This is a genomic window from Rhodococcus sp. BH4 (assembly GCF_002079265.1).
GTDB classification, from domain to species: Bacteria; Actinomycetota; Actinomycetes; order Mycobacteriales; family Mycobacteriaceae; genus Rhodococcus_F; species Rhodococcus_F qingshengii.
Map to the genome: position 1 here is coordinate 430,397 of NZ_CP014941.1, position 19,818 is coordinate 450,214.

11 protein-coding genes are annotated in these 19,818 nt (G+C 62.1%); 7 read left to right on the forward strand and 4 right to left on the reverse strand.

The genetic code is table 11. The features are described from left to right. Positions 1 to 21: 21 nt before the first annotated feature. The 6 genes from A0W34_RS02065 to A0W34_RS02090 all read left to right on the forward strand — a co-directional run bounded on the left by A0W34_RS02065 (position 22) and on the right by A0W34_RS02090 (position 14,417). Entirely contained in the window at positions 22 to 6,132 is a 6,111-nt protein-coding gene (locus A0W34_RS02065) for a type I polyketide synthase (RefSeq protein WP_081557245.1), read from the forward strand. After that, positions 6,129 to 7,685 carry a hypothetical protein gene (locus A0W34_RS02070; protein WP_064687942.1) on the forward strand — a complete coding sequence of 519 codons (1,557 nt, stop codon included), beginning with the start codon at positions 6,129 to 6,131 and terminating at the stop codon, positions 7,683 to 7,685. The genes A0W34_RS02065 and A0W34_RS02070 overlap by 4 nt, the downstream gene beginning before the upstream one ends. 88 nt (positions 7,686 to 7,773) lie before the next feature. Beyond that, complete coding sequence (locus tag A0W34_RS02075) at positions 7,774 to 9,615, forward strand: multicopper oxidase family protein (protein ID WP_081557246.1); 1,842 nt, start codon at positions 7,774 to 7,776, stop codon at positions 9,613 to 9,615. 222 nt (positions 9,616 to 9,837) lie between these two features. Then, on the forward strand, positions 9,838 to 11,052 hold the full coding sequence (locus tag A0W34_RS02080; protein ID WP_007731553.1) for an acetyl-CoA C-acetyltransferase: 1,215 nt from the start codon (positions 9,838 to 9,840) through the stop codon (positions 11,050 to 11,052). Positions 11,053 to 11,097: 45 nt separating this feature from the next. Next, positions 11,098 to 13,239, forward strand: coding sequence for a 3-hydroxyacyl-CoA dehydrogenase NAD-binding domain-containing protein (locus tag A0W34_RS02085; protein ID WP_030535720.1), 2,142 nt, complete (start codon positions 11,098 to 11,100; stop codon positions 13,237 to 13,239). A 140-nt stretch (positions 13,240 to 13,379) separates the two neighbouring features. After that, positions 13,380 to 14,417, forward strand: a complete 1,038-nt coding sequence (locus tag A0W34_RS02090) for a type IV toxin-antitoxin system AbiEi family antitoxin domain-containing protein (RefSeq protein WP_003943834.1) — start codon at positions 13,380 to 13,382, stop codon at positions 14,415 to 14,417. A gap of 36 nt (positions 14,418 to 14,453) precedes the next feature. On the opposite strand, the gene A0W34_RS02095 is transcribed toward A0W34_RS02090, so the two are convergent. Continuing rightward, complete coding sequence (locus A0W34_RS02095; protein ID WP_003943932.1) at positions 14,454 to 15,755, reverse strand: class I SAM-dependent methyltransferase; 1,302 nt, start codon at positions 15,753 to 15,755, stop codon at positions 14,454 to 14,456. After that, positions 15,752 to 17,155, reverse strand: a complete 1,404-nt coding sequence (locus A0W34_RS02100) for an FAD-binding oxidoreductase (RefSeq protein ID WP_007731548.1) — start codon at positions 17,153 to 17,155, stop codon at positions 15,752 to 15,754. The genes A0W34_RS02095 and A0W34_RS02100 overlap by 4 nt, the downstream gene beginning before the upstream one ends. 338 nt (positions 17,156 to 17,493) lie before the next feature. Between A0W34_RS02100 and A0W34_RS02110 the strand changes: the two genes are divergently transcribed. Next, positions 17,494 to 17,928 carry an SRPBCC family protein gene (locus A0W34_RS02110; RefSeq protein WP_003943959.1) on the forward strand — a complete coding sequence of 145 codons (435 nt, stop codon included), beginning with the start codon at positions 17,494 to 17,496 and terminating at the stop codon, positions 17,926 to 17,928. 54 nt (positions 17,929 to 17,982) lie between these two features. Here the strand turns inward: A0W34_RS02110 and A0W34_RS02115 are convergent, their stop codons facing one another. Both A0W34_RS02115 and A0W34_RS02120 read right to left on the reverse strand, forming a co-directional pair. After that, positions 17,983 to 19,494 carry an alpha/beta hydrolase gene (locus A0W34_RS02115; RefSeq protein ID WP_064073536.1) on the reverse strand — a complete coding sequence of 504 codons (1,512 nt, stop codon included), beginning with the start codon at positions 19,492 to 19,494 and terminating at the stop codon, positions 17,983 to 17,985. Beyond that, complete coding sequence (locus A0W34_RS02120; protein ID WP_030535717.1) at positions 19,494 to 19,790, reverse strand: hypothetical protein; 297 nt, start codon at positions 19,788 to 19,790, stop codon at positions 19,494 to 19,496. The genes A0W34_RS02115 and A0W34_RS02120 overlap by 1 nt, the downstream gene beginning before the upstream one ends. Between the last annotated feature and the right edge of the window lie 28 nt (positions 19,791 to 19,818).

The window sequence follows — 19,818 nt, forward strand, 5'->3', positions numbered from 1 at the left end:
CGCGAAAATAGGAAGTGTAAGATGACTGAAGATTCAACTAATCCTGCGATTGCGATAGTCGGGATGAGCATGTGGTCCCCCGGTGCACATGATCTGCAAGGATTTTGGGAGAACGTCCTCGCGCGTCGGATGCAATTCCGAAAGTTTCCGGAGTCACGGATGTCCCTCGACGACTACTGGAGCGCGAGCCCTGACGACGTCGACAAGACATACGCCGATCGCGGCGCGTTCATGGATGGTTTCGAATTCGACTGGGTCGGTCGCCGGATACCGGAGCGGACCTTCAAGTCGACAGATCTCACACACTGGTTGGCTCTGGAAACAGCACTCGGGGCTTTGACGGACGCGGGCTACAGCCGAGGATCGGTACCCACTGGACGCAGCGCCGCAATCGTCGGCAACTCCCTCACCGGTGAAGAATCCCGGATGTGGTCGATGCGTTTGCGTTGGCCTTACGTCAAGCGCGCACTCGCTGTGGCAGCCGAAGCGCGCCAGTTGGACAGTTCCGTCGCCGATGCTCTCGCCGAGACGATGGAAGAGGTCTACAAGGGCCCATTGGTGGAGCCGAGTGAAGACACTCTCGCCGGCATGTTGTCGAATACGATTGCCGGCCGGATCTGCAATTATCTCGACTTCAACGGCGGCGGGTACGTCGTGGACGGTGCGTGCGCGTCCGGAATGCTCGCGGTGGCGACTGCAGCCGAAAAGCTGGCGTCCGGCGCGGCCGACTTCGTCTTGGCAGGGGGAGTCGACGTCAGCTTGGATCCTTTGGAACTGGTGGGATTCGCCCGTTTGGGTGCACTGACCCGTGGCGACATGAACGTGTACGACGCAAGCCGAAGCGGATTCATCCCGGGTGAAGGTTGCGGATTCGTGGCCTTGAAACGACTCGAGGACGCCAGGGCGGACGGCGACTACGTGTACGCGACGATTCGCGGCTGGGGCATCTCCACCGATGGCAAGGGTGGAATCACCAAGCCCCGCGCCGAAACTCAGGCCGAGATGATCCGTCGCGCATACTCGCGAGCGGGATTCGCGGCCAGCGAGGTTGCCTTCGTCGAAGGACACGGAACTGGTACTCCCGTCGGAGACCCCGTCGAACTGGCCGGCGTCCAGCAGGCCGCTCAGACGGACGGGCCCGTCGAGGCTCGTAGCATCGGCATGACGTCACTGAAGTCGTTGATCGGGCACACGAAGGCGGCGTCGGGCATCCTTGCGCTGATCAAGGCGACCATGGCCGTCAATCAACGAATCCTTCCGCCGCTCGCCGGTTGCACCGACCCGAACCCGGCGTTCGGAACCGAAGCGCCGGCACTCTTTCCGCTCGTCAACGGTGAGATCAGAGATCCGTCCGAGAAGATGCGTGCCGGTGCGCAAGCCATGGGTTTCGGCGGTATCAACTGCCACGTCGCGATCGAATCGGCTGATGCACCATCCAGCAAGCTGACACCCTCGCAAGACGTCCGCACGATGATGGCGTCGTATCAGGACACCGAGGTTTTCGTACTTTCTGCAGATTCCGCGGTGGACTTGGCGACCCGAGCGCGGGATGTTGCAGATCTGGCGGTTCCGTTGAGTGTTGCCGAGCTGCTGGACTTTTCGGCGAAACTCTCTCGAGTGATCTCGCCGACCGCGCCCTTCCGTGCCGCAGTGGTGGCCGGACGTCCCGCGCAGTTGGCCGAACGCATGCGTCAGCTTGCCGTGATCTGCGAGAACTCCGCTCCTGCATCCGGTCAGGTGAAGGTCGTGAGCAACGAGATCTCGATCTCGAACGCCGTCCACCACGACATCGGATTCCTGTTCCCGGGACAGGGATCCCAACAACTAGAGATGGCGCGCGTGCTGATCGAGCGCTTCGAGTGGGCACGCGAACTGGCGACCGAGGCGGACGGCTGGTTGGAGGGAGTTGGAGCGGAGGCGATCACGCCTCGAATTCTGCGGAACCCGGTCAAGAGCGCTGACGCTGCGGAATTGGCGAAGTGGAAGCGGGATCTCGCCCAGACGCAGTTCACCCAGCCTGCCGTCGCTTTGGCTTCGCTGCTCTGGTTCGAGTACCTCCGCCGATTGGGTGTCACACCCAGTGCTGTCGCCGGCCACAGTCTCGGCGAGTTGACCGCGCTCTACGCGGCAGGAGCTTACGACCAGAAGACGCTGATCACCTTGGCTGCGGCGAAGGGTGCGGCCATGGCTGTCAGTGGTGGTGGAAACGGCGCGATGGCGAGCCTGACCTGCGACCGATCGACGGCTGAGGCGATCATCGCGGAAACAAAGGGTTACGCGACCGTCGCGAATCTGAATACGCCTACACAGACCGTGGTTTCGGGCACCAAAGACGCGGTCGACGATGTGGTTGCCATCGCGAAGACGCGCGGAGTGTCGGCTCAGGCGCTTGCCGTGTCGAATGCTTTCCACTCCGAGATGATGAACGAGGCCGAGCGGGAGCTGAAGTCCACTGCGCCCGTTGACGAGCAAGTCGATTCGCTGACTTGCCCCGTGTATTCCTGCGTCGAAGGGAAACGCGTACAGACGCCACTGGCACTTCGCGAATTGGTCACCAAACAGGTTGTCTCACCGGTCGACTGGGTCAAGACGGTAAGTGGAATCTCGCAGGACGTGGACCTGCTCGTCGAGGTCGGTCCCGGCCGTGTGCTGACCGGGCTCACCAAGGCGATCAATGGGACCGACGGCGTGCGCTGCTTCCCCGTTGCGTCCAAGTCCGGACGCGACGAGGACTTCAATGTCGCACTGGCCGCGATGTACGTACACGGCGCTCAGGTCCGATGGAACGAACTTTTCGACGGCCGGTTCGTGCGCGAATTCGTTCCTGCCGATCAGAAGGTGTTCATCGAGAACCTGGCCGAGGCGAAGCTGACGGTTACCTCTGCTCCCGAACCGCTCGCACTTGGTACGTCCGGCGGGGATCCGGCTGCGGCGCTGGCCGATTACCTGAGCCGACGCGGGACCTTCCTCGTCGACGTGATTCGTGCTGATGTAGGCAGTGGAGCGACTTCTCCGTCTTCTCCATCTGCTCCGACTTCGCGGGCAGTCACCAACGGCCACGAATCCGTGGCAGCGAAAGCTCCTTCGCCGGTTTCGGCTCCGGTAGTCGAAGAGCCGGCTGACGCGGGCGCTGGGTCCGTGGAAAGTGAGCTGATCAGGATCCTCGCCGATACGACGGGATTCCCCGCCGAGTCGATCACGACGGATCTGCGTCTGCTCGATGATCTGAATCTCGACTCGATCAGTGCGGCAGAGGCTATTTCGAAGGTTGCGCATCAGTTCGAGGTTGTCGACCTCGACCCTGCCGAGTTGGCCAATGCCACGATCGGAGAAGCAGCATCGCTGATCCTTGCGGCATCACCGAATCTCGGTTCTGCCGTTCCAGCAGCGAGTTCGGTGCAGTCGGACGTGTCGCGAATACTGCTCGAGGTAATCGCGGAGGACACCGGATTTCCGGTGGAGTCTCTCGATGTGGATCTCCACCTGCTCGACGACCTGAACATGGACTCGATCAAGGCTGCCGATGCGATAGCAACTGTGGCAACGCGATTGGGTGTTCAGGGTGATCTGGATCCGGCCGAACTCGTCAACGTCAGCCTGGGTGAACTCATCGAAGTGCTCGATCGATCCGCGAAAGAGATGTCGGGGCAGCAGCAGTCGGTTGCGCGGGCGCTGCCGGTGAAGGCAAAGGGTCTATCAGCCGACAGCTTCACCTGGGTTCGCGATTACACCCTGGAAAAGGTTCGGAGCGAGACAGCGTTGCACGGAGTCCGAGACCTCACGGACACGACGTTTGTCGTCATCGGTGACGACGCCGGTTTGGTCGGAAGGTTGGAATCCGAACTGCGAGGGCGTGGTGCTCAGGTCGACATTCGCACATTCTCCGACGGCGCTCCTGCGAATGCACAGCACGTGGTTGCCGTAATGCCGCGTGTGACCGATGATTCCGTCACCGAAATCGGTTTGCGCCGTGGGATCGAACACATGTACAAGATGGTTCCGGCGCAGCAAAGTGGAGGCGCACGAACCACATTGGCAGTGATTCAGTTCACCGATGTCGAGTTGGGCAATCCGGCGCCGGTATCGAGTGCGGCGGCTTTTGCCGCTTCGGTGCATCACGAGCGCCCCGAACTGGATGTCCGCGTCATAGGATTCGACGGCTCGACTGCGGACGCGGTGGTGGCAACCACCGTCGTCTCCGAGTTGGATTCGGTTGCATCCTATGTGTTCGCGACTTACGACACCGAGATGGGACGCACGGCACTGCAACCGCGGGTTCTTGCCTCGAGCGACTACACCGTCCGCGAGAGCGGGTTGGGGAGTTCGGATGTAGTGGTCGTGACCGGTGGCGCGAAAGGCATCATGGCGCAATGCGCTCTGGCTCTCGGTCGAAAGACAGGCGCCGAACTAGTGCTGATCGGAAGCTCTCAGCGACAAGCGGGTGACGAAATCGCTTCCACTCTTGCGGACTTCACGTCTGCCGGATTGAGCGCTCACTATTATCGCTGCAACGTCACGGATGCTGCGGCGGTGGCCGGCGTCGTCGCCCAGATCGAGGTCGAGGTTGGGCCGATCACCGGGTTTGTCCACGGTGCGGGGGCGAATGTTCCGCGGCGGTTCGAGAGAGTCGACAGCGCTGCGGCTTTCAAGGAGGTTGCACCTAAGGTCCTGGGCGCAGCCAACTTCGTCGAAGCGCTCGCTGATCGCGACTTGAAGCTGTTCGTGGGCTTCTCCTCCATCATCGGATTCACAGGTATGCCCGGAAACAGCTGGTATGCATACGGAAACGAGCTTCTCGACGAAATGGTGATGCGGTATGCCGCCGGGCACCCGAAGACTCGGACGTTCTCGCTCGCGTACAGCGTGTGGGGGGAGACCGGCATGGGCGCCCGCATGGGCAGTGTCAACCACCTCGCGAAGATGGGTGTCATGCCGATTTCCACGGCTGCGGGAGTGGATCATTTCCTTCGTCTGGTCGACAGCGGACCCGAGGCGAGTCGTATCGTCGTGACCAGTCGACTCGGCGGTCTGGACACCTGGGCGCCGGCAGTACCGGCTCTGCCGGCGGTGTCGCGGTACATCGACCAAGTGGTGACCATCGAGCCGCAGGTAGAACTGGTTACCCGGACGACGTTGTCCACCTCAGCAGATCCTTTTGTCCTAGACCATGTCTGGAAAGGATCGGCGCTGCTTCCGACGGTGTTCGGACTCGAGGCGATGTCGCAGGCGGCGGCTTATGTCACCGGACGCGTGACTCTGGGCCGCGTCCGCATCGACGACATCAAGCTGGATCGACCGATCGTCGTCGACACGGTCGAGGGCACCAGAGTCGAGATCAAGGCAAGCGTCGTGGAGCAGGATCGTGATGCTGCAGGAACGCGGGTGCATGTCACGATCGGCACCGAACGGACCGGGTACGGACGGCCCCATTTCTCGGCCGACTTCATCTTCGGGCTGGACGAAACACTGCCGGAGTTCGAGAAGGAGTTGCCGCGACCGGTGCTCGACATCGATCCGTTGGACGATCTCTACTCGTGGTTGCTGTTCCAGGAGGGCGATTTCCGCCGACTCGAAGAGATCTCGAGCCTCGATTCCGAGCACATTCTCTTCAGCGCTATTTCGCGAGCCGACCGTAAGCAGCACCTCCTCGGTGATCCCTACTTCCTCGATTCCCTGCTCCAATCGGGTCAGATCATGGTTCCGCGGGAGATCTGCCTTCCGGTCAACATTGCGCGAATCGACATGTACGACGGACGATTCGAGGCTCGTTCGTTCACCGCGTACGCCTACGACAAGGTGCAGACAGAGACCCACATGCAAGCCGACGTGGCGGTGGTGAAGGACGGACGAGTGGTGATGCAGCTCGAGGGATATCGCTCCCAGATTCTCTCCCACGACGAAAGCCGTCCTACGGCTGAGGAAATCGCGGATCCGACTGCGCGCGACGCACAGATCATTCTCGACAAGCTCGCGCAACACAGCCGGGCGTTGGGAGTGAAGAGCCCGCGGGTTGTGGTCGCGCATACCCCGGGGATTCACGAGTTGACCAAGTCGGAACGCCACGAGCAGGAGAAACCGATCGCCGAGGCGGCCGTGAACATTCATCTCGATGAGGATGTGGTGATCAAATGAGTAATGCCTTTGCCATCGAATGGCAGGAAACCGGAAAGCCCGTCGTCGTCGGTGATATTCCGCCCTCTGTGGATGTCTCGCTCTCGCACGACGGCAGCAAGTCACTCGGTTCGGCCGGCGACTGGCCTCAGGGGTGTGACATCGAACCGATTCGCTCCCGAACCGCCGTGCAGTGGAAGGCGCTTCTGGGTTCGGCGCGGATTCCGCTGCTGGACGAGTTGATCGCAGGCGGCGAATCACTCGATCGTGCGGGAACCAGGCTGTGGGCGGCGGCCGAGGCGATCCGAAAGGCCACGGGGCAGATGTCGGTTTCTCTGGCGATGGGCGCCAGGGAGGACGACGCAGTGACCTTCCGCGGCGGCGCAGAGGGAAGCGTGGTGGTTCTGACTTTTCCAGCTCTGTTGACGGACAACGAGGAGCGGATTCTCGCGTTTGTGACTCATGAGGAGGATGCGGAGGAACCGGCGCAGGACCCGGCACCGCAGTTCGACTCCGGACCGTTGTCGGCGAAGTCTCTCGCGCAGTTCGATCCGATGGCCTACGGCTCCGACGTGCATGTGGTGGCCCGGAGCGGCTATCCGGCGGTGTCGATCCGGTTCCCCGTCGGGTTCCGGGACGCGTGCAACGTCGGTGGATCAGTGGGGTTCGCGAGCTTCGCGCTGTGGTTGGGCGCTTTGCGAGAGAGGGGAACCGGACCGATCTCGAAGCAGATCGTGGAGGACATGGCGACGGGTCGTTGGGGCATGGTGACCAACAACTCCGAGGTGTTCATCGATGCGAACCTGTACACCGACGACATTGTCGAGGGGACGATCTGGATCACCGAGCTCACCGGTCCGGATCGGGCAACCACCAATCTGCATGTCGAATGGTGCCGGGTCGACGGCGAGACGCGCACTCACATCGGGTGGAGTGCGATGCAGACGACGTGGGTGGAAATCCTCTCCCACGGTGTGGTGGCGGCACGGCCGATGCCGCAGTACTTCCACGATTTCATCGAGCCGATGACGATTCCGACGGGGACGAAGAACATCGCTGTTCCCACCGAACCGAAGAACGTCGATCGTGGTTCCGTGATCCGCTCGGCTCCGATGGTGCCGCGCAATCCGTACCTGCTCGAATCCGAGGTGTTCTCGACGACGTTGCAGGACGGAAACGTCGTGGGCAACATCTACTTCGGCAACTATTACATCTGGCAGTCGAGGGTTCGGGACAAGTTCCTGGTCCGTTCTCAGCGTGAGGCCATGGCGGCCAGAGGCGCTCTCGGGGAACTTCGTTGTGTGCACACCAGGGTTGAGCATCTGCGCGAGGTCATGCCGTTCGACGACGTCCTGGTCACGATGTCCTTGTCTGCCCTCTACGAGAGGGGGATCGACCTCGAGTTCGAGTACTTCAAGGTCAACGAGGACGGATCACGGGAGAAGCTCGCGATCGCTCGGCACAGAACTGTCTGGACGATGCCGGGCGCTCCGGGAGAACTGGAAATCTCTCCGCCGTCGAAACTTCCACAGTCGCTGATCGATTCGGTGCTGGAGGCGATCGACGGAAAGTAGACGGGGGATTTTCCGAGATCGAAGTGGAGAGACGGGTTGCGTTTTCCTTGTGGGAGAACGCAACCCGTTTCGATGGGGAGGGGAATGTATGGGTATCGGGGTTTCCAGAAGATCGGTTCTGAAAGGGTCGGTAGTCGGCACAGCGGCTGTTGCTTTGGGTGCAAAGGCAGGTGCTGCTCCGGCGGGGAGTGTGGATATCGAGTCTCCGTTGATTTTTCATTCGCCGGAGTTCGAGCCGTTCTGTGACGAACTACATTCGTTGTCAACGCTTTCCGGAAACGAGATCACACTGACAGCGCAAGTGGGGCAACATGCCTTTCATCGGGATTTTCCCCCGTCCCCAGCACTGTCGTACCGCAGCGGAGAGATCGGTGGCGGTTATCTGGGCCCTACCGTCGAGGCGCATTCCGGCGAGCCGATCATGTTGACGTTCGAGAACGATCTGACCGGACATCCGTTGGCAGCGGACATGGATATGACGCTGCACGGAATGCAGGCCGACTTTCGTGCGCACCCGCCGACGTCGTTGCACTTGCACGGGGGAGTCACTTCACCTGAGAGCGACGGCCATCCGGAGCTGCTGGTGATGCCGGGACAGGCTGCGATGCATCACTTTTTGCACGGTCAGGAAGCCGCCCACCTCTGGTATCACGATCATGCGATGGGCATCACCCGGCTCAACGTCTACGCCGGTCTGATCGGCAACTATCTGATCAGGGATGAATTCGACACCGGCGAACTGGGAAATCCGTTGGGGTTGCCGGCCGAGGAATTCGAGATCCCGTTGATCCTGCAGGAGAAGATCTTCACGCCGACAGGCGCCCAGAACGGCCGATCCACCATCTTGATCCCGGAAGGATCGTGGGAAGGCGGCGCGGTGGGCGACGTCGGCTTGGTCAACGGCAAGGTGTGGCCGGAACTGTCCGTGGCTCGGGGCCTTTACCGCCTCCGCATCGTCAATGCGTCGTCGGCAAGTGTGTGGAATCTTCACTTCTCGAACATGATGACGTTCTGGGTCATCGGCAACGACGCCGGAATGCTCGACGCACCCGTCGCGGTCAATGCCTTCCGCTGCGCACCGGGGGAGCGGTACGACCTCCTCGTCGATTTCACCGGACTGTCGGAGGGATCGACGGTGGAGCTTCGCAACGACGAGGCGCCCCCGCTACCCGCCGCTGTCATCGGTGAAGTGACTATGCCGCTGTTCTGCCGGTTCCGCGGTGACGCCAGGCGCGGATTCACCGGTGGTGTTCCGTCGCAACTGCGCGGTGGGCGCCGGCAACGTGACGTTCTCGCCCCGTTGGAGCAGCCGACGGTAATTCGCACGGTGACGGTGAGCCAGCAACTGGAACTGCGGAATCCACCGGCTCAGATGACGCTGAACAACCTGACGTTCAGCACCACGGACGTCGAGAGGCCGCGGCAAGGCACCGTCGAGCAGTGGAACATCGTCAACACCACGCCGGACCCGCATCCGATACACCTGCACCTGGTGAATTTCCGGATTCTCGGCAGAACACCGATGCGGACGCTGGAGTACTTGATCCGACATCCGCAGCCGGTGATCGGCAACAAGTGGACTCCGTCGCCCGAAGGGCTCGAGGCGGGGCCGATGATCGCGCCGGCGCCGTGGGAAGCGGGAATGAAGGACACCGTCAGGGTGGACGGCGGCACCGTCACCCGGATCATCGTGCGATTCCCCACCGCGGATGAGCTGGGTTTCGATCCCGACGCGATGTTCGATCGTCTTCCGAGCGGTGGGATGACGGGCAGTGGGATGACGGGCGGTGGGATGACGGGCGGCGGGATGACGGGCGGCGGGCGCCACGATATGGCTGATTCTGGTCGACTCCAGGGATATGTGTGGCATTGCCATCTACTCGATCACGAAGATCACGACATGATGTTGCCGTATCGCATCGTGCCGTGAGTGCTTCCGGGGGCGCACCCGAAATGAACCGAAGCGGGCAGGCGTTCGCGCACCTGATCACCTCGGTCACCTAGCAGGATCGCTTCGGTCCTTCCCATGAATTTGGAACACGTTCTACAGTGAAAGGGCTGAGGTCTGTACCTCGGCCATGCGCCACCACCGAAGGTGGCGCGGACGATCTGCAGACCGGTTCGACGAATTACACGGAAGGAACACCTCACAGTGACCACAGAGGCATTCATTTATGAAGCCATCCGTACCCCGCGAGGCCGCGGCAAGAAGACCGGGTCGTTGCACTCGGTCAAGCCGATCTCGCTGGTCACGGGTCTGATCCAGGAACTGCGCGTGCGCTTTCCCGACCTCGACGAGGACCGGATCTCCGACCTCATCCTGGGCGTCGTCACCCCCGTTGGCGATCAGGGAATGGACATCGCCCGCGTTGCAGTCAACGATGCGGGACTGCCCGACACCGTCGGCGGCGTTCAGCTCAACCGTTTTTGCGCTTCCGGCCTCGAGGCCGTGAACATGGCTGCTCAGAAGGTTCGGTCCGGCTGGGACGAACTGGTGATCGCCGGTGGCGTCGAGTCGATGTCCCGCGTTCCGATGGGATCCGACGGTGGACCGTGGGCACTCGACCCCGCCACCAACTACGACAACTACTTCGTGCCGCAGGGCGTCGGCGCAGACCTCATCGCCACCATCGAGGGCTTCTCGCGTGACGACGTCGACGCATACGCCGTGCGCTCGCAGGACCTCGCCGCCAAGGCGTGGACCGGCGGATACTTCGCCAAGTCGGTAGTGCCGGTCAAGGACATCAACGGCATCACCATCCTCGACAACGACGAGCACATGCGTCCGGGCACCACGGCAGAGAACCTCGCCGGCTTGGCTCCCGCGTTCGGTGTGATCGGTGAAATCGGCGGATTCGACGCCGTGTCGCTGCAGAAGTACCACTGGGTCGAGAAGATCAACCACGTTCACCACGGCGGCAACAGCTCGGGGATCGTCGACGGCGCTGCCCTCGTGCTCGTCGGTAGCGAGCAGGCCGGCAAGGACATGGGTCTGACGCCGCGCGCTCGCGTCGTCGCCACCGCCACCAGCGGCGCCGACTCCACCATCATGCTCACCGGCCCGACGCCGGCGTCGAAGAAGGTTCTGGCAGCTGCCGGCCTGACGGTCGACGACATCGACCTCTTCGAGATCAACGAGGCATTCGCTTCCGTCGTCCTGAAGTTCCAGAAGGACCTGAACATCCCGGACGAGAAGCTCAACGTCAACGGTGGCGCGATCGCCATGGGTCACCCACTCGGTGCAACCGGCGCGATGATCACCGGAACGATGGTCGACGAGCTCGAGCGTCGTGGCGGCAAGCGCGCCCTCATCACCCTGTGCATCGGCGGCGGTATGGGCGTTGCCACCATCATCGAGCGCGTCTGACGCGGCGTCCGTCCTTCCAACGAGGCTTACCAGGAGTCAAGCAAAGTGACTGATCAGAACATCATCAACTGGGACCAGGACGCCGACGGCATCGTCGTGCTCACCATCAACGATCCCAACCAGGGCGCAAACACCATGAACGACGCGTACATCGCGTCGATGAAGGCCACCGTCGACCGTCTGGTCGCCGAGAAGGACTCCATCACCGGTGCCGTCATCACTTCCGGCAAGAAGACCTTCTTCGCCGGTGGCGACCTCAAGAACATGATCAAGGTCGGCCCCGAGCAGGCCGAGGAGATCTACAACCACAGCGTCGAGATCAAGGCAGACCTGCGTCGCCTCGAAACTCTCGGCAAGCCGGTCGTCGCCGCCATCAACGGCGCGGCACTCGGCGGCGGCCTCGAGATCGCTCTCGCGACCCACCACCGCATCGCGGCAGACGTCAAGGGAGTCAAGATCGGCCTGCCCGAGGTCACCCTCGGCCTGCTGCCCGGCGGCGGCGGCGTCGTGCGTACCGTGCGGATGCTCGGCCTGCAGAACGCGCTCATGGGCGTCCTGCTCCAGGGGCAGCAGCGTGGACCCGTTCAGGCCAAGGAAGTCGGCCTCATCGACGAGGTCGTCGGCTCGGTAGAGGAGCTGGTTCCGGCTGCGAAGGCATGGATCAAGGCCAACCCCGAAGGCGGCGTTCAGCCGTGGGATGTCAAGGGCTACAAGATCCCTGGCGGAACTCCGTCCACTCCGGCATTCGCTGCCAACCTTCCGGCGTTCCCCGCGAACCTGCGTAAGCAGCTCAAGGGCGCTCCGATGCCGGCTCCGCGCGCCATCATGGCCGCAGCCGTCGAGGGTTCGCAGGTCGACATCGACAACGCGCTGCTCATCGAGGCTCGCTACTTCACCTCGCTGGTGACCGGCCGCGTCGCGAAGAACATGATCCAGGCGTTCTTCTTCGACCTGCAGTCGATCAACGGCGGCGGTTCACGTCCGGCAGGCATCGAGAAGTCCACCATCAAGAAGGTCGGTGTCCTCGGCGCGGGCATGATGGGCGCGGGCATCGCGTACGTCTCCGCCAAGGCAGGCTTCGACGTCGTGCTCAAGGACGTCACCATCGAGGCTGCGAACAAGGGCAAGGCGTACTCCGAAGGCATTGAGGCCAAGGCGCTCTCGCGCGGCAAGACCACGCAGGAGAAGTCCGACGCACTCCTCGCCAAGATCACCCCGACGGCTGACCCGGCAGATTTCGCCGGCGTCGACTTCGTCATCGAAGCAGTTTTCGAGAGCCAGGAACTCAAGCACAAGGTGTTCCAGGAGATCGAGGACATCGTCGATCCCAAGGCACTGCTGGGCTCGAACACCTCGACGCTGCCCATCACGGGTCTCGCCACCGGCGTGAAGCGTCAGGAAGACTTCATCGGCATCCACTTCTTCTCGCCCGTCGACAAGATGCCGCTGGTGGAGATCATCCGCGGTGAGAAGACCTCCGACGAGACTCTGGCTCGCGTGTTCGACTACGTCCAGGCGATCCGCAAGACGCCGATCGTGGTCAACGACTCGCGTGGCTTCTTCACCTCGCGTGTCATCGGCACCTTCATCAACGAGGCCATCGGCATGCTCGCCGAGGGCGTCGAGCCTGCCACCATCGAGCAGGCCGGTATGCAGGCCGGTTACCCGGCTGCGCCGCTTCAGCTTTCGGATGAGCTCAACCTCACCCTCATGCAGAAGATCCGCAAGGAATCTGCCGACGCCGCCAAGGCCGAAGGCAAGGAACTGCCGGCAGATCCGGCCGGCGAGGTCATCAACACCCTCGTCGAGAAGTTCGATCGTAAGGGCAAGCTCGGTGGAGCCGGCTTCTACGATTACGCCGAGGGCAAGCGCACCGGCCTGTGGTCCGGACTCCGCGAGAACTTCAACTCCGGAACCTCCGACGCCCCGATCCAGGACCTCATCGACCGCATGCTGTTCATCGAGGCGATCGAGACGCAGAAGTGCTTCGACGAGAACGTCCTGATCACCACGGCGGACGCCAACATCGGCTCCATCATGGGCATCGGATTCCCGGCCTGGACCGGTGGCGTTCACCAGTTCATCGTCGGTTACGAGGGCGGCACGGCCGGCTTCGTCGCTCGTGCAAAGGAACTCGCTGCGCAGTACGGCCCGCGGTTCACCCCGCCGGCTTCGCTAGGGGCATAGCCCCCGTGCGCCTTTTTGGTAGTTACGGCTACCAAAAAGGCGCACAGGGGTTTATCCCCAGCTTGTGAGTTATCCACAGACGAACTCCGACAGCGAATTTCACGTCAGTCCTGTCGGAGTTCGGCCTGACGCTTGGTGCCATGACTACGTCTCATGGTGGAAGCGAGTTTCTCCGGATTCTCGATGCGCAATCCGGTCTGGTACGGCAACAGCAACTCTCGTCATTCGGATACAACCGAGGGATGCTGCGGAACTTTCTGGACCGCGGCGAATGGCAGCGCGTTCTACAAGGCGTGTATGCAGTGACCGCTGGCCCGCTCACCAGAGAAATGATCTTGAACGCCGCTTGGCTTTATGGTGGCCCGCAAGCGATTCTGAGCCACGACACTGCAGCTGAGGAATGGGGAATGCGTCGCATCGACGCAGACAAGCCAGTCCATGTCACCGTGCCCTACGGCAAGTCGGCTCGCTGTCAGTCCGCGACAATCCGCCGAGTTCCAGCGCGAACGTCGGGTGCACTTGTCAGAGTGGGTGGCGTGGTTCACCCTGGGGTAGTCGTCCACCGATCCCGAGCCCACCGATACATCGGCGTGCCGTCAGTCATACCTCGAACGTCGCGGGCGGATACCGCGATTGATCTTGCGACCGCCGAATCCACAGCGCGAAGCGCCTACGTTTCACTCATCACCACAGTGACAAATGCGCGAATTCCGTTGAACGATGTGCGCCGTCGGATTGACGAACGAACACCACATCGATTCAAGGGTGCGCTTTCCGATGCGGTACGACTCCTGGCAGACGGGGTGCAGTCAACGCTCGAATACCACTATGCGGTCGACGTGGAGCAGGCGCACGGGTTGCCGTCGGCCAGACGCCAGTCTCCGGTCCGCGTCGACGGCCGCACGCTGTACGAGGACTGCGATTACAGCGAAGTCAGTGTGCCGCTGATCGTGCGTCTCGACGGTCGGTGGGCGCATTCCATGGCCGAGGTGGCATTTCGTGATCGCCGCCGTGACAATGCGGCAGAGCTGGCAGGTCGTCCGCGGTTGGTCTACGGATTCGACGAGGTGATGAAGACCCCGTGCCAGGTTGCACATGAAGTGGAGACGGTCTTGCGGCGCGGAGGCTGGGTGAGGACGCAGTCGGGTGCCTGCGGCACCTGTGCGCCTTTTTGGTAGTGCCGACTACCAAAAAGGCGCACAGGGGCTTTGCCCCTAGGCCTTCCACCACGGGCGAAGCGGCACATGCGCCTCACCCTTGGGGCCGAGCTTCACGGCCAGAACCTGGTGCAGCTGAACGACATTGCGCTCGAACCCGAGTCGTGAGCCGGCCATGTACAGGCCCCAGACGCGGGCGGTTCCTTCGCCGACCTCGGCGACGCAGGCGTCCCAGTTGTCGACGAGATTCTGGCACCATCCGGCGAGCGTCAGTGCGTAGTGCTCGCGAAGGTTCTCTTCGTGACGCACCTCGAGGCCGACGTTCTGGATCTCGGAGATGATGCGACCCGAACCGGTGAGCTCCCCGTCGGGGAAGACGTACCGGTCGATGAATCCGCCTGCCTTGGCGCTGCTTCGGTTGTCCGGACGGGTGATGCAGTGGTTGAGCAGACGCCCACCCTCACGCAGCTTGCCCTTGAGGAACTCGAAGTACGCCGGGTAGTTTCCGACGCCGATGTGCTCGGTCAGGCCGATGGAGGACACTGCGTCGAATCCGGTCTCGGCCACGTCGCGGTAGTCGGAGAAACGGACCTGGGCGAGATCGGCGAGGCCCTCGTCCTCGATGGCCTTCTGTGCCCAATCCGCTTGCTCGCGAGAGAGAGTCACGCCGATCACCTTGACGCCGCGCCTGGCCGCGTAGCGGACCATCGAGCCCCAGCCGCAGCCGATGTCGAGAAGTCGATCACCCTTCTGGAGTCCGAGCTTCTCGAACACCAGGCGGTACTTGTTCTCCTGGGCTTCTTCGAGCGTCTGTTCCGCATTGTCGTAAGCGGCACAGGTGTACGTCATGGACGGGCCGAGGACGTACTCGTAGAAGGTGTTGGAGACGTCGTAGTGGTGATGGATGACTTCGGCGTCACGAGTCTTGGAGTGACGCAGTCCTTCTGCGACGCGACGCCAGCGAGGGAGATGTTCCTGGGGCGGCGGGGCGATGGGCCGCAACAGATCCCAGCCCAGGGAGCGCGTGATGCTGGCGAGCGTCAGTGCGGACGGGCGCTTGAGGTGGAGTTCGTCACCCATGATGCGCAGGATCTCGTACGGATCACCGGGGTGGACACCCTCGGCTTCGAGATCGCCGGAGACGTACGCGCGGGCCATGCCGAGGTCGCCGGGAGCTGTTGCGAGATAAGTGGTTCCGCGAGTCGACTTGAGGTGCAGTCCGTAGTCGGCATCTTCGGGGCCGGCGGTGCTGCCGTCGTACGCGGTGAATCGAAGCGGCAGCATGCCGTCGGAAAGCGTCTCGAGAATCTCGGCAATAGAGAGCTTGTCCTGGCTTTTGGAGTCTTTGAACGTGGTCATTTACGTTGCACCGCCTTAGAGAATAGATCCAATAAACGGGATTTCGGGTCGTAGCGTTCCTTGAGTCCGATGTACCGGTCGCCGCCGTAGTACAGCTCCTCGAAGTCTTCCTTCGAGTAGTAGGAGTCGGAGTAGAGCGATTTGTGTCCGTCGAAATCGCTGACCTTTTCTTCGATCAGTCGATTTGCTGCCCCCTCGCGCTCACCGGGAACGATCGGCACCGAAGACCAGAAGCCGATGTTGACGTAGGTGCGCTTGGGTTCGAGGGGGTAGAGGGGCCACGGCCGTGATGCAGAAGCGGCGGCCGGGCTTGGCTCACGAAGACGCAACGGGCACAACCACAGTGGTTCGATCGGGATTTCCTCGAGGAACCACGAGACGAAGTCCGCGGTTCGTTCGATGGGTACCTCGACGTCCTGGACGACGCGTTCGCGCGGGGGCTTGCCCTTGCGCTTTTCGAGGCGATCTCCGATGTCGTACTTGTGGTCGAGGGCGATCAGCTTCCAGTAGAAGCTGCTGCGCAGGTACTGCTTGGGCCAGAAGCGCCGGATCTTCGGGTTCTGTGCACCGAAAGCTCGTGAGCACCAGAACCAGTCGGTGTCCCAGCGCCACAGGTAGTCGCGAATGGTCAAGCGATCCGTCTTGGGCTGGGTGAGTGACGAATGCTGGATCGACCGGTAGAAGATGTCCTGGTCGGTGTAATCGCTGACCGGGCCTTCCTCGTCGGTTTGCACGCCGAGTGTGAGGTAGCTCTCGGAATCGGTGAAGACCACCCCGTCGAGATAGTCGACGGCGATCCCGTCGTACTCGCGTTCGGTGACGATGCGATCCATCGTTTCTTCGAGTTTCTTCAACGAATCGAAGCGCACGTGGCGCAAGGCGACGTACTTCTTGACGGGTTCGAGTGCGATCTTCAATCGCGTCGAATAGCCAAGGGTGCCGTAGGAATTGGGGAAACCGAAGAACAGTTCGGCGTGTTCGCCGTCCGGTGTTGCGGTGATGATCTCGCCGCTTCCGGTCAGTACGTCGATTTCGAGTACCGACTCGTGCGGCAGGCCGTTGCGGAACGAGGTGGACTCGATGCCCAGGCCGGTCACCGCACCGCCCAGGGTGATGGTCTTGAGTTGAGGCACGACCAGGGGCGCCAGCCCGTAGGGCAGCGTCGCGTCGACGAGGTCCTCGTACGTGCACATGCCGGCGACGTCGGCTGTGCGCGCCTGCGCATCGACGGCGATGACACCTGCCAGACCGCTGACGTCGAGGCCGGGGGCCGACGTCTTGGCGCGAGCGCGGAACAGATTGGATGTCTTCTTTGCCAGGCGTACAGAAGCATCGGCGGGAATGGCGCGGTATGACGCGAGTAGGCGTTCGACGCCTTCTCTGTGCTGCTCGAACCCCATTTCACGCGCAGCATCGGAACCCGGGCCTTGCTTTGTCCGGATTCGATCTAACTTCTGAACTACCCCATTGAACGAGAGAGTCACACCCTGACGCTATCGGTAGTTGCGTGTGCAAGCTATCCGGAGGGGTATTAATGCCCGAATTTGATCGAGTTGTTGCAATCGAACTCGGTAAATGCTCCGAGTGGTGAACCAGCTCACACGGAATGGGTAGATGGTCGAGATACCCGGGCGCAGCAGGCAGTATGGAAAGGAATATCTGCGCAGTTCGAGGTGCGGATTCGGGTAGTCATTCGCGGTATCGAGCCGCGTTGGTCGAGCAAGGAGACGTAGGGCATATGGGTCAGGTCAATGCAATGAGTTCGACAGTCGTCACAGCAGCACCCGACAAGGTGCTCGCGGCGCTCTCGGACTACGAGACGGTTCGCCCGCGAATCCTGTCCGAGCAGTACCTCGACTACAAGGTCGTCGAAGGTGGCCAGGGTGACGGAACCGTCGCGCAGTGGACGCTCAAGGCGACGGAAAAGCGCTCGCGCAACGTCAAGGCGACAGTGACGGTCGACGGCAACGTCATCACCGAGAAGGACGCGAACTCCAGCCTCGTCACCACCTGGACCGTTGCCCCCAACGGCACCGGAACGACGGTGACGACGCTCACCCAGTGGCAGGGTGCCACCGGTATCGGCGGCTTCTTCGAGCGCACGTTCGCTCCGAAGGGTCTGCAGCGCATCCAGGCCCAGGTCCTGGACAACCTCAAGCGCGAACTCGTCTAACCGATCCTGCATCACCGAGATGGCGTCGTACCTTCACCGGTACGGCGCTTTCTTTCACGGGCCGGTAATGATCCGCCCCAATTCGGTGAGTGCGGGGTTTCCGCTTTCCCAGTAATCGCTGTGAACTCCGAACCCAGGCTCCCCGGGAGATCCGGTGAATACCTGCGCGCCGAATTCCGGATCCGACGGGTCGAACCCGTGGACTCCGAGGATCTTGGGGATCAATTGGACCGGATCCCAGAAGGCCGTCGTCGAATGAACATGGTGAGCCATCTCGGCGGAGTCGACGCCGTCCAGGCTCAGTTCGTTCACGCGCTCGGCATCGACGCCGGGGCTTGCGACAAAAACCAGTTCATCGACGTCGAGAGAAGCGCCACGGGTAGTCGCGGCACCGACGACGGTGCTGCCGTAGGAATGACCGATCACCACGTTGTGCGAAGGCGGGCCGTCATGCGAGGTTCGTAACCCGTCCTGGAAGCTGTCGAGCCTCGGCGCTGCGGAGTTGGCGTACCGATCCGAGGCTGCGTCGGGAATGCCTGGGGGAGCGTCGTATCCGGACCACAGGATCACTGATGTGGCTTCCGTTGGCGCCGCCCTGACCGTCGCGTCGTACATGGCCTTGGTTCGTTGCAGGTCTCCGCCGACGCCCGACAGCCCGGAGCCGGTTCCGGGAACCAGTGTTGCGACGTTGCCGGCGGCATCGGGATTACCGACTGCCACGACGGCATGCCCATCCGTGACCGAGAGAAGGAACGTGTCCGGTCGAAGTTCGCCGCGCACGGCCGTGTATCCGGCAGCTACCGTTCGATCCGGTAACTGCTCGAGCGCAGAGAGGTACCGCCGGTTGTAGTAGTCCCGGTCCAGAGCGGGAAGGCCGTCCCGGCTACCGATGGACGGATCCCACCTCGCCAACGCGTCTTTCTCGTTGGGCGTGAGCGATTCCCAGAGTCGGTGTAGCTCCGTGGGTGTCCCGGGGAGTGTCGACCTCCCGTCGAGGATGTCGAGGACAGTGCGGTCGAGGCGATCAGGCTGATTGCCAAGGAGTGATCCGATCTCTCGGAATGCCGCACCCAGAGCAGTCGCGGCCCGGTTGTCTTCGTCGTCGAGTGCCGTCAATGCAGTGGAGATCTTCTGCTGAAAAACCTTTGCAGCCGTGTCGTTTTCGGAATCTTGCATGGCGTCGGCCAGATTCCACGGCTGCTTCGTCTCAGGTGCCGATACCGCTCCACTGTCTGACACCGTCAAGCCGTGTTCGAGAGTCGCCTCCTCGACCAGGTCCAGAACTGATTTTCGCGCCGCACCGATCGTATTGGACGCTCCGGCATACAGATCCGCAACTACGCGAACTGCAATCGACAGCCGCGACGAGGAAAGCGAGATGCCAGACCACTGCACTGCGGCTGCGCTCGACGCTTGTCCCTGCCAGAATTCGCGGACGGCGTCGATGCTGCGTCCGGCGTCATTGCCGAGGACTTCGATCTGCCGGTCGATGTCGATCAGTTCCGAAGCGCTTGTGCGCAATTTCTCCGGTGACCACGTTCGAAGCTGAGAGACGGTGGGCTGCATCAGTAGGCTCCGCGCAGTTCGGACACCACTTCGCCCTCGGCAGCGTCGTACAGACGTGCTGCGGCAGCGGTTCCCGACGCCATGAGTCCCAATTGCGTAGCCAGGTGCCGGTACGCGTCGGCGATGATGCCGGCATTCCCAGTCGACACAGCCGCGACAGCGGACGAGTTCAGGGCCGCCGCGGCTTCGAAAATCGGGCCGGCGGAATCGATCCCCGAGATCTGATCCGCAATTCGAGACAGATCAGCTGAAAGTTGCTGCAGAGCAGCGAAATCTACCTGAAGTATCGGCCCCATGGCAGAACCGTATCCAGGTGAGCGGGCT

Excerpts from the sequence above, each read along its gene's own strand:
- A0W34_RS02065 (WP_081557245.1), top strand. The coding sequence starts at position 22 with ATGACTGAAGATTCAACTAATCCTGCGATTGCGATAGTCGGGATGAGC.
- A0W34_RS02070 (WP_064687942.1), top strand. The coding sequence starts at position 6,129 with ATGAGTAATGCCTTTGCCATCGAATGGCAGGAAACCGGAAAGCCCGTC.
- A0W34_RS02075 (WP_081557246.1), top strand. The coding sequence starts at position 7,774 with ATGGGTATCGGGGTTTCCAGAAGATCGGTTCTGAAAGGGTCGGTAGTC.
- A0W34_RS02090 (WP_003943834.1), top strand. The coding sequence starts at position 13,380 with ATGACTACGTCTCATGGTGGAAGCGAGTTTCTCCGGATTCTCGATGCG.
- A0W34_RS02095 (WP_003943932.1), bottom strand. The coding sequence starts at position 15,755 with ATGACCACGTTCAAAGACTCCAAAAGCCAGGACAAGCTCTCTATTGCC.
- A0W34_RS02100 (WP_007731548.1), bottom strand. The coding sequence starts at position 17,155 with ATGGGGTTCGAGCAGCACAGAGAAGGCGTCGAACGCCTACTCGCGTCA.
- A0W34_RS02110 (WP_003943959.1), top strand. The coding sequence starts at position 17,494 with ATGGGTCAGGTCAATGCAATGAGTTCGACAGTCGTCACAGCAGCACCC.
- A0W34_RS02115 (WP_064073536.1), bottom strand. The coding sequence starts at position 19,494 with ATGCAGCCCACCGTCTCTCAGCTTCGAACGTGGTCACCGGAGAAATTG.
- A0W34_RS02120 (WP_030535717.1), bottom strand. The coding sequence starts at position 19,790 with ATGGGGCCGATACTTCAGGTAGATTTCGCTGCTCTGCAGCAACTTTCA.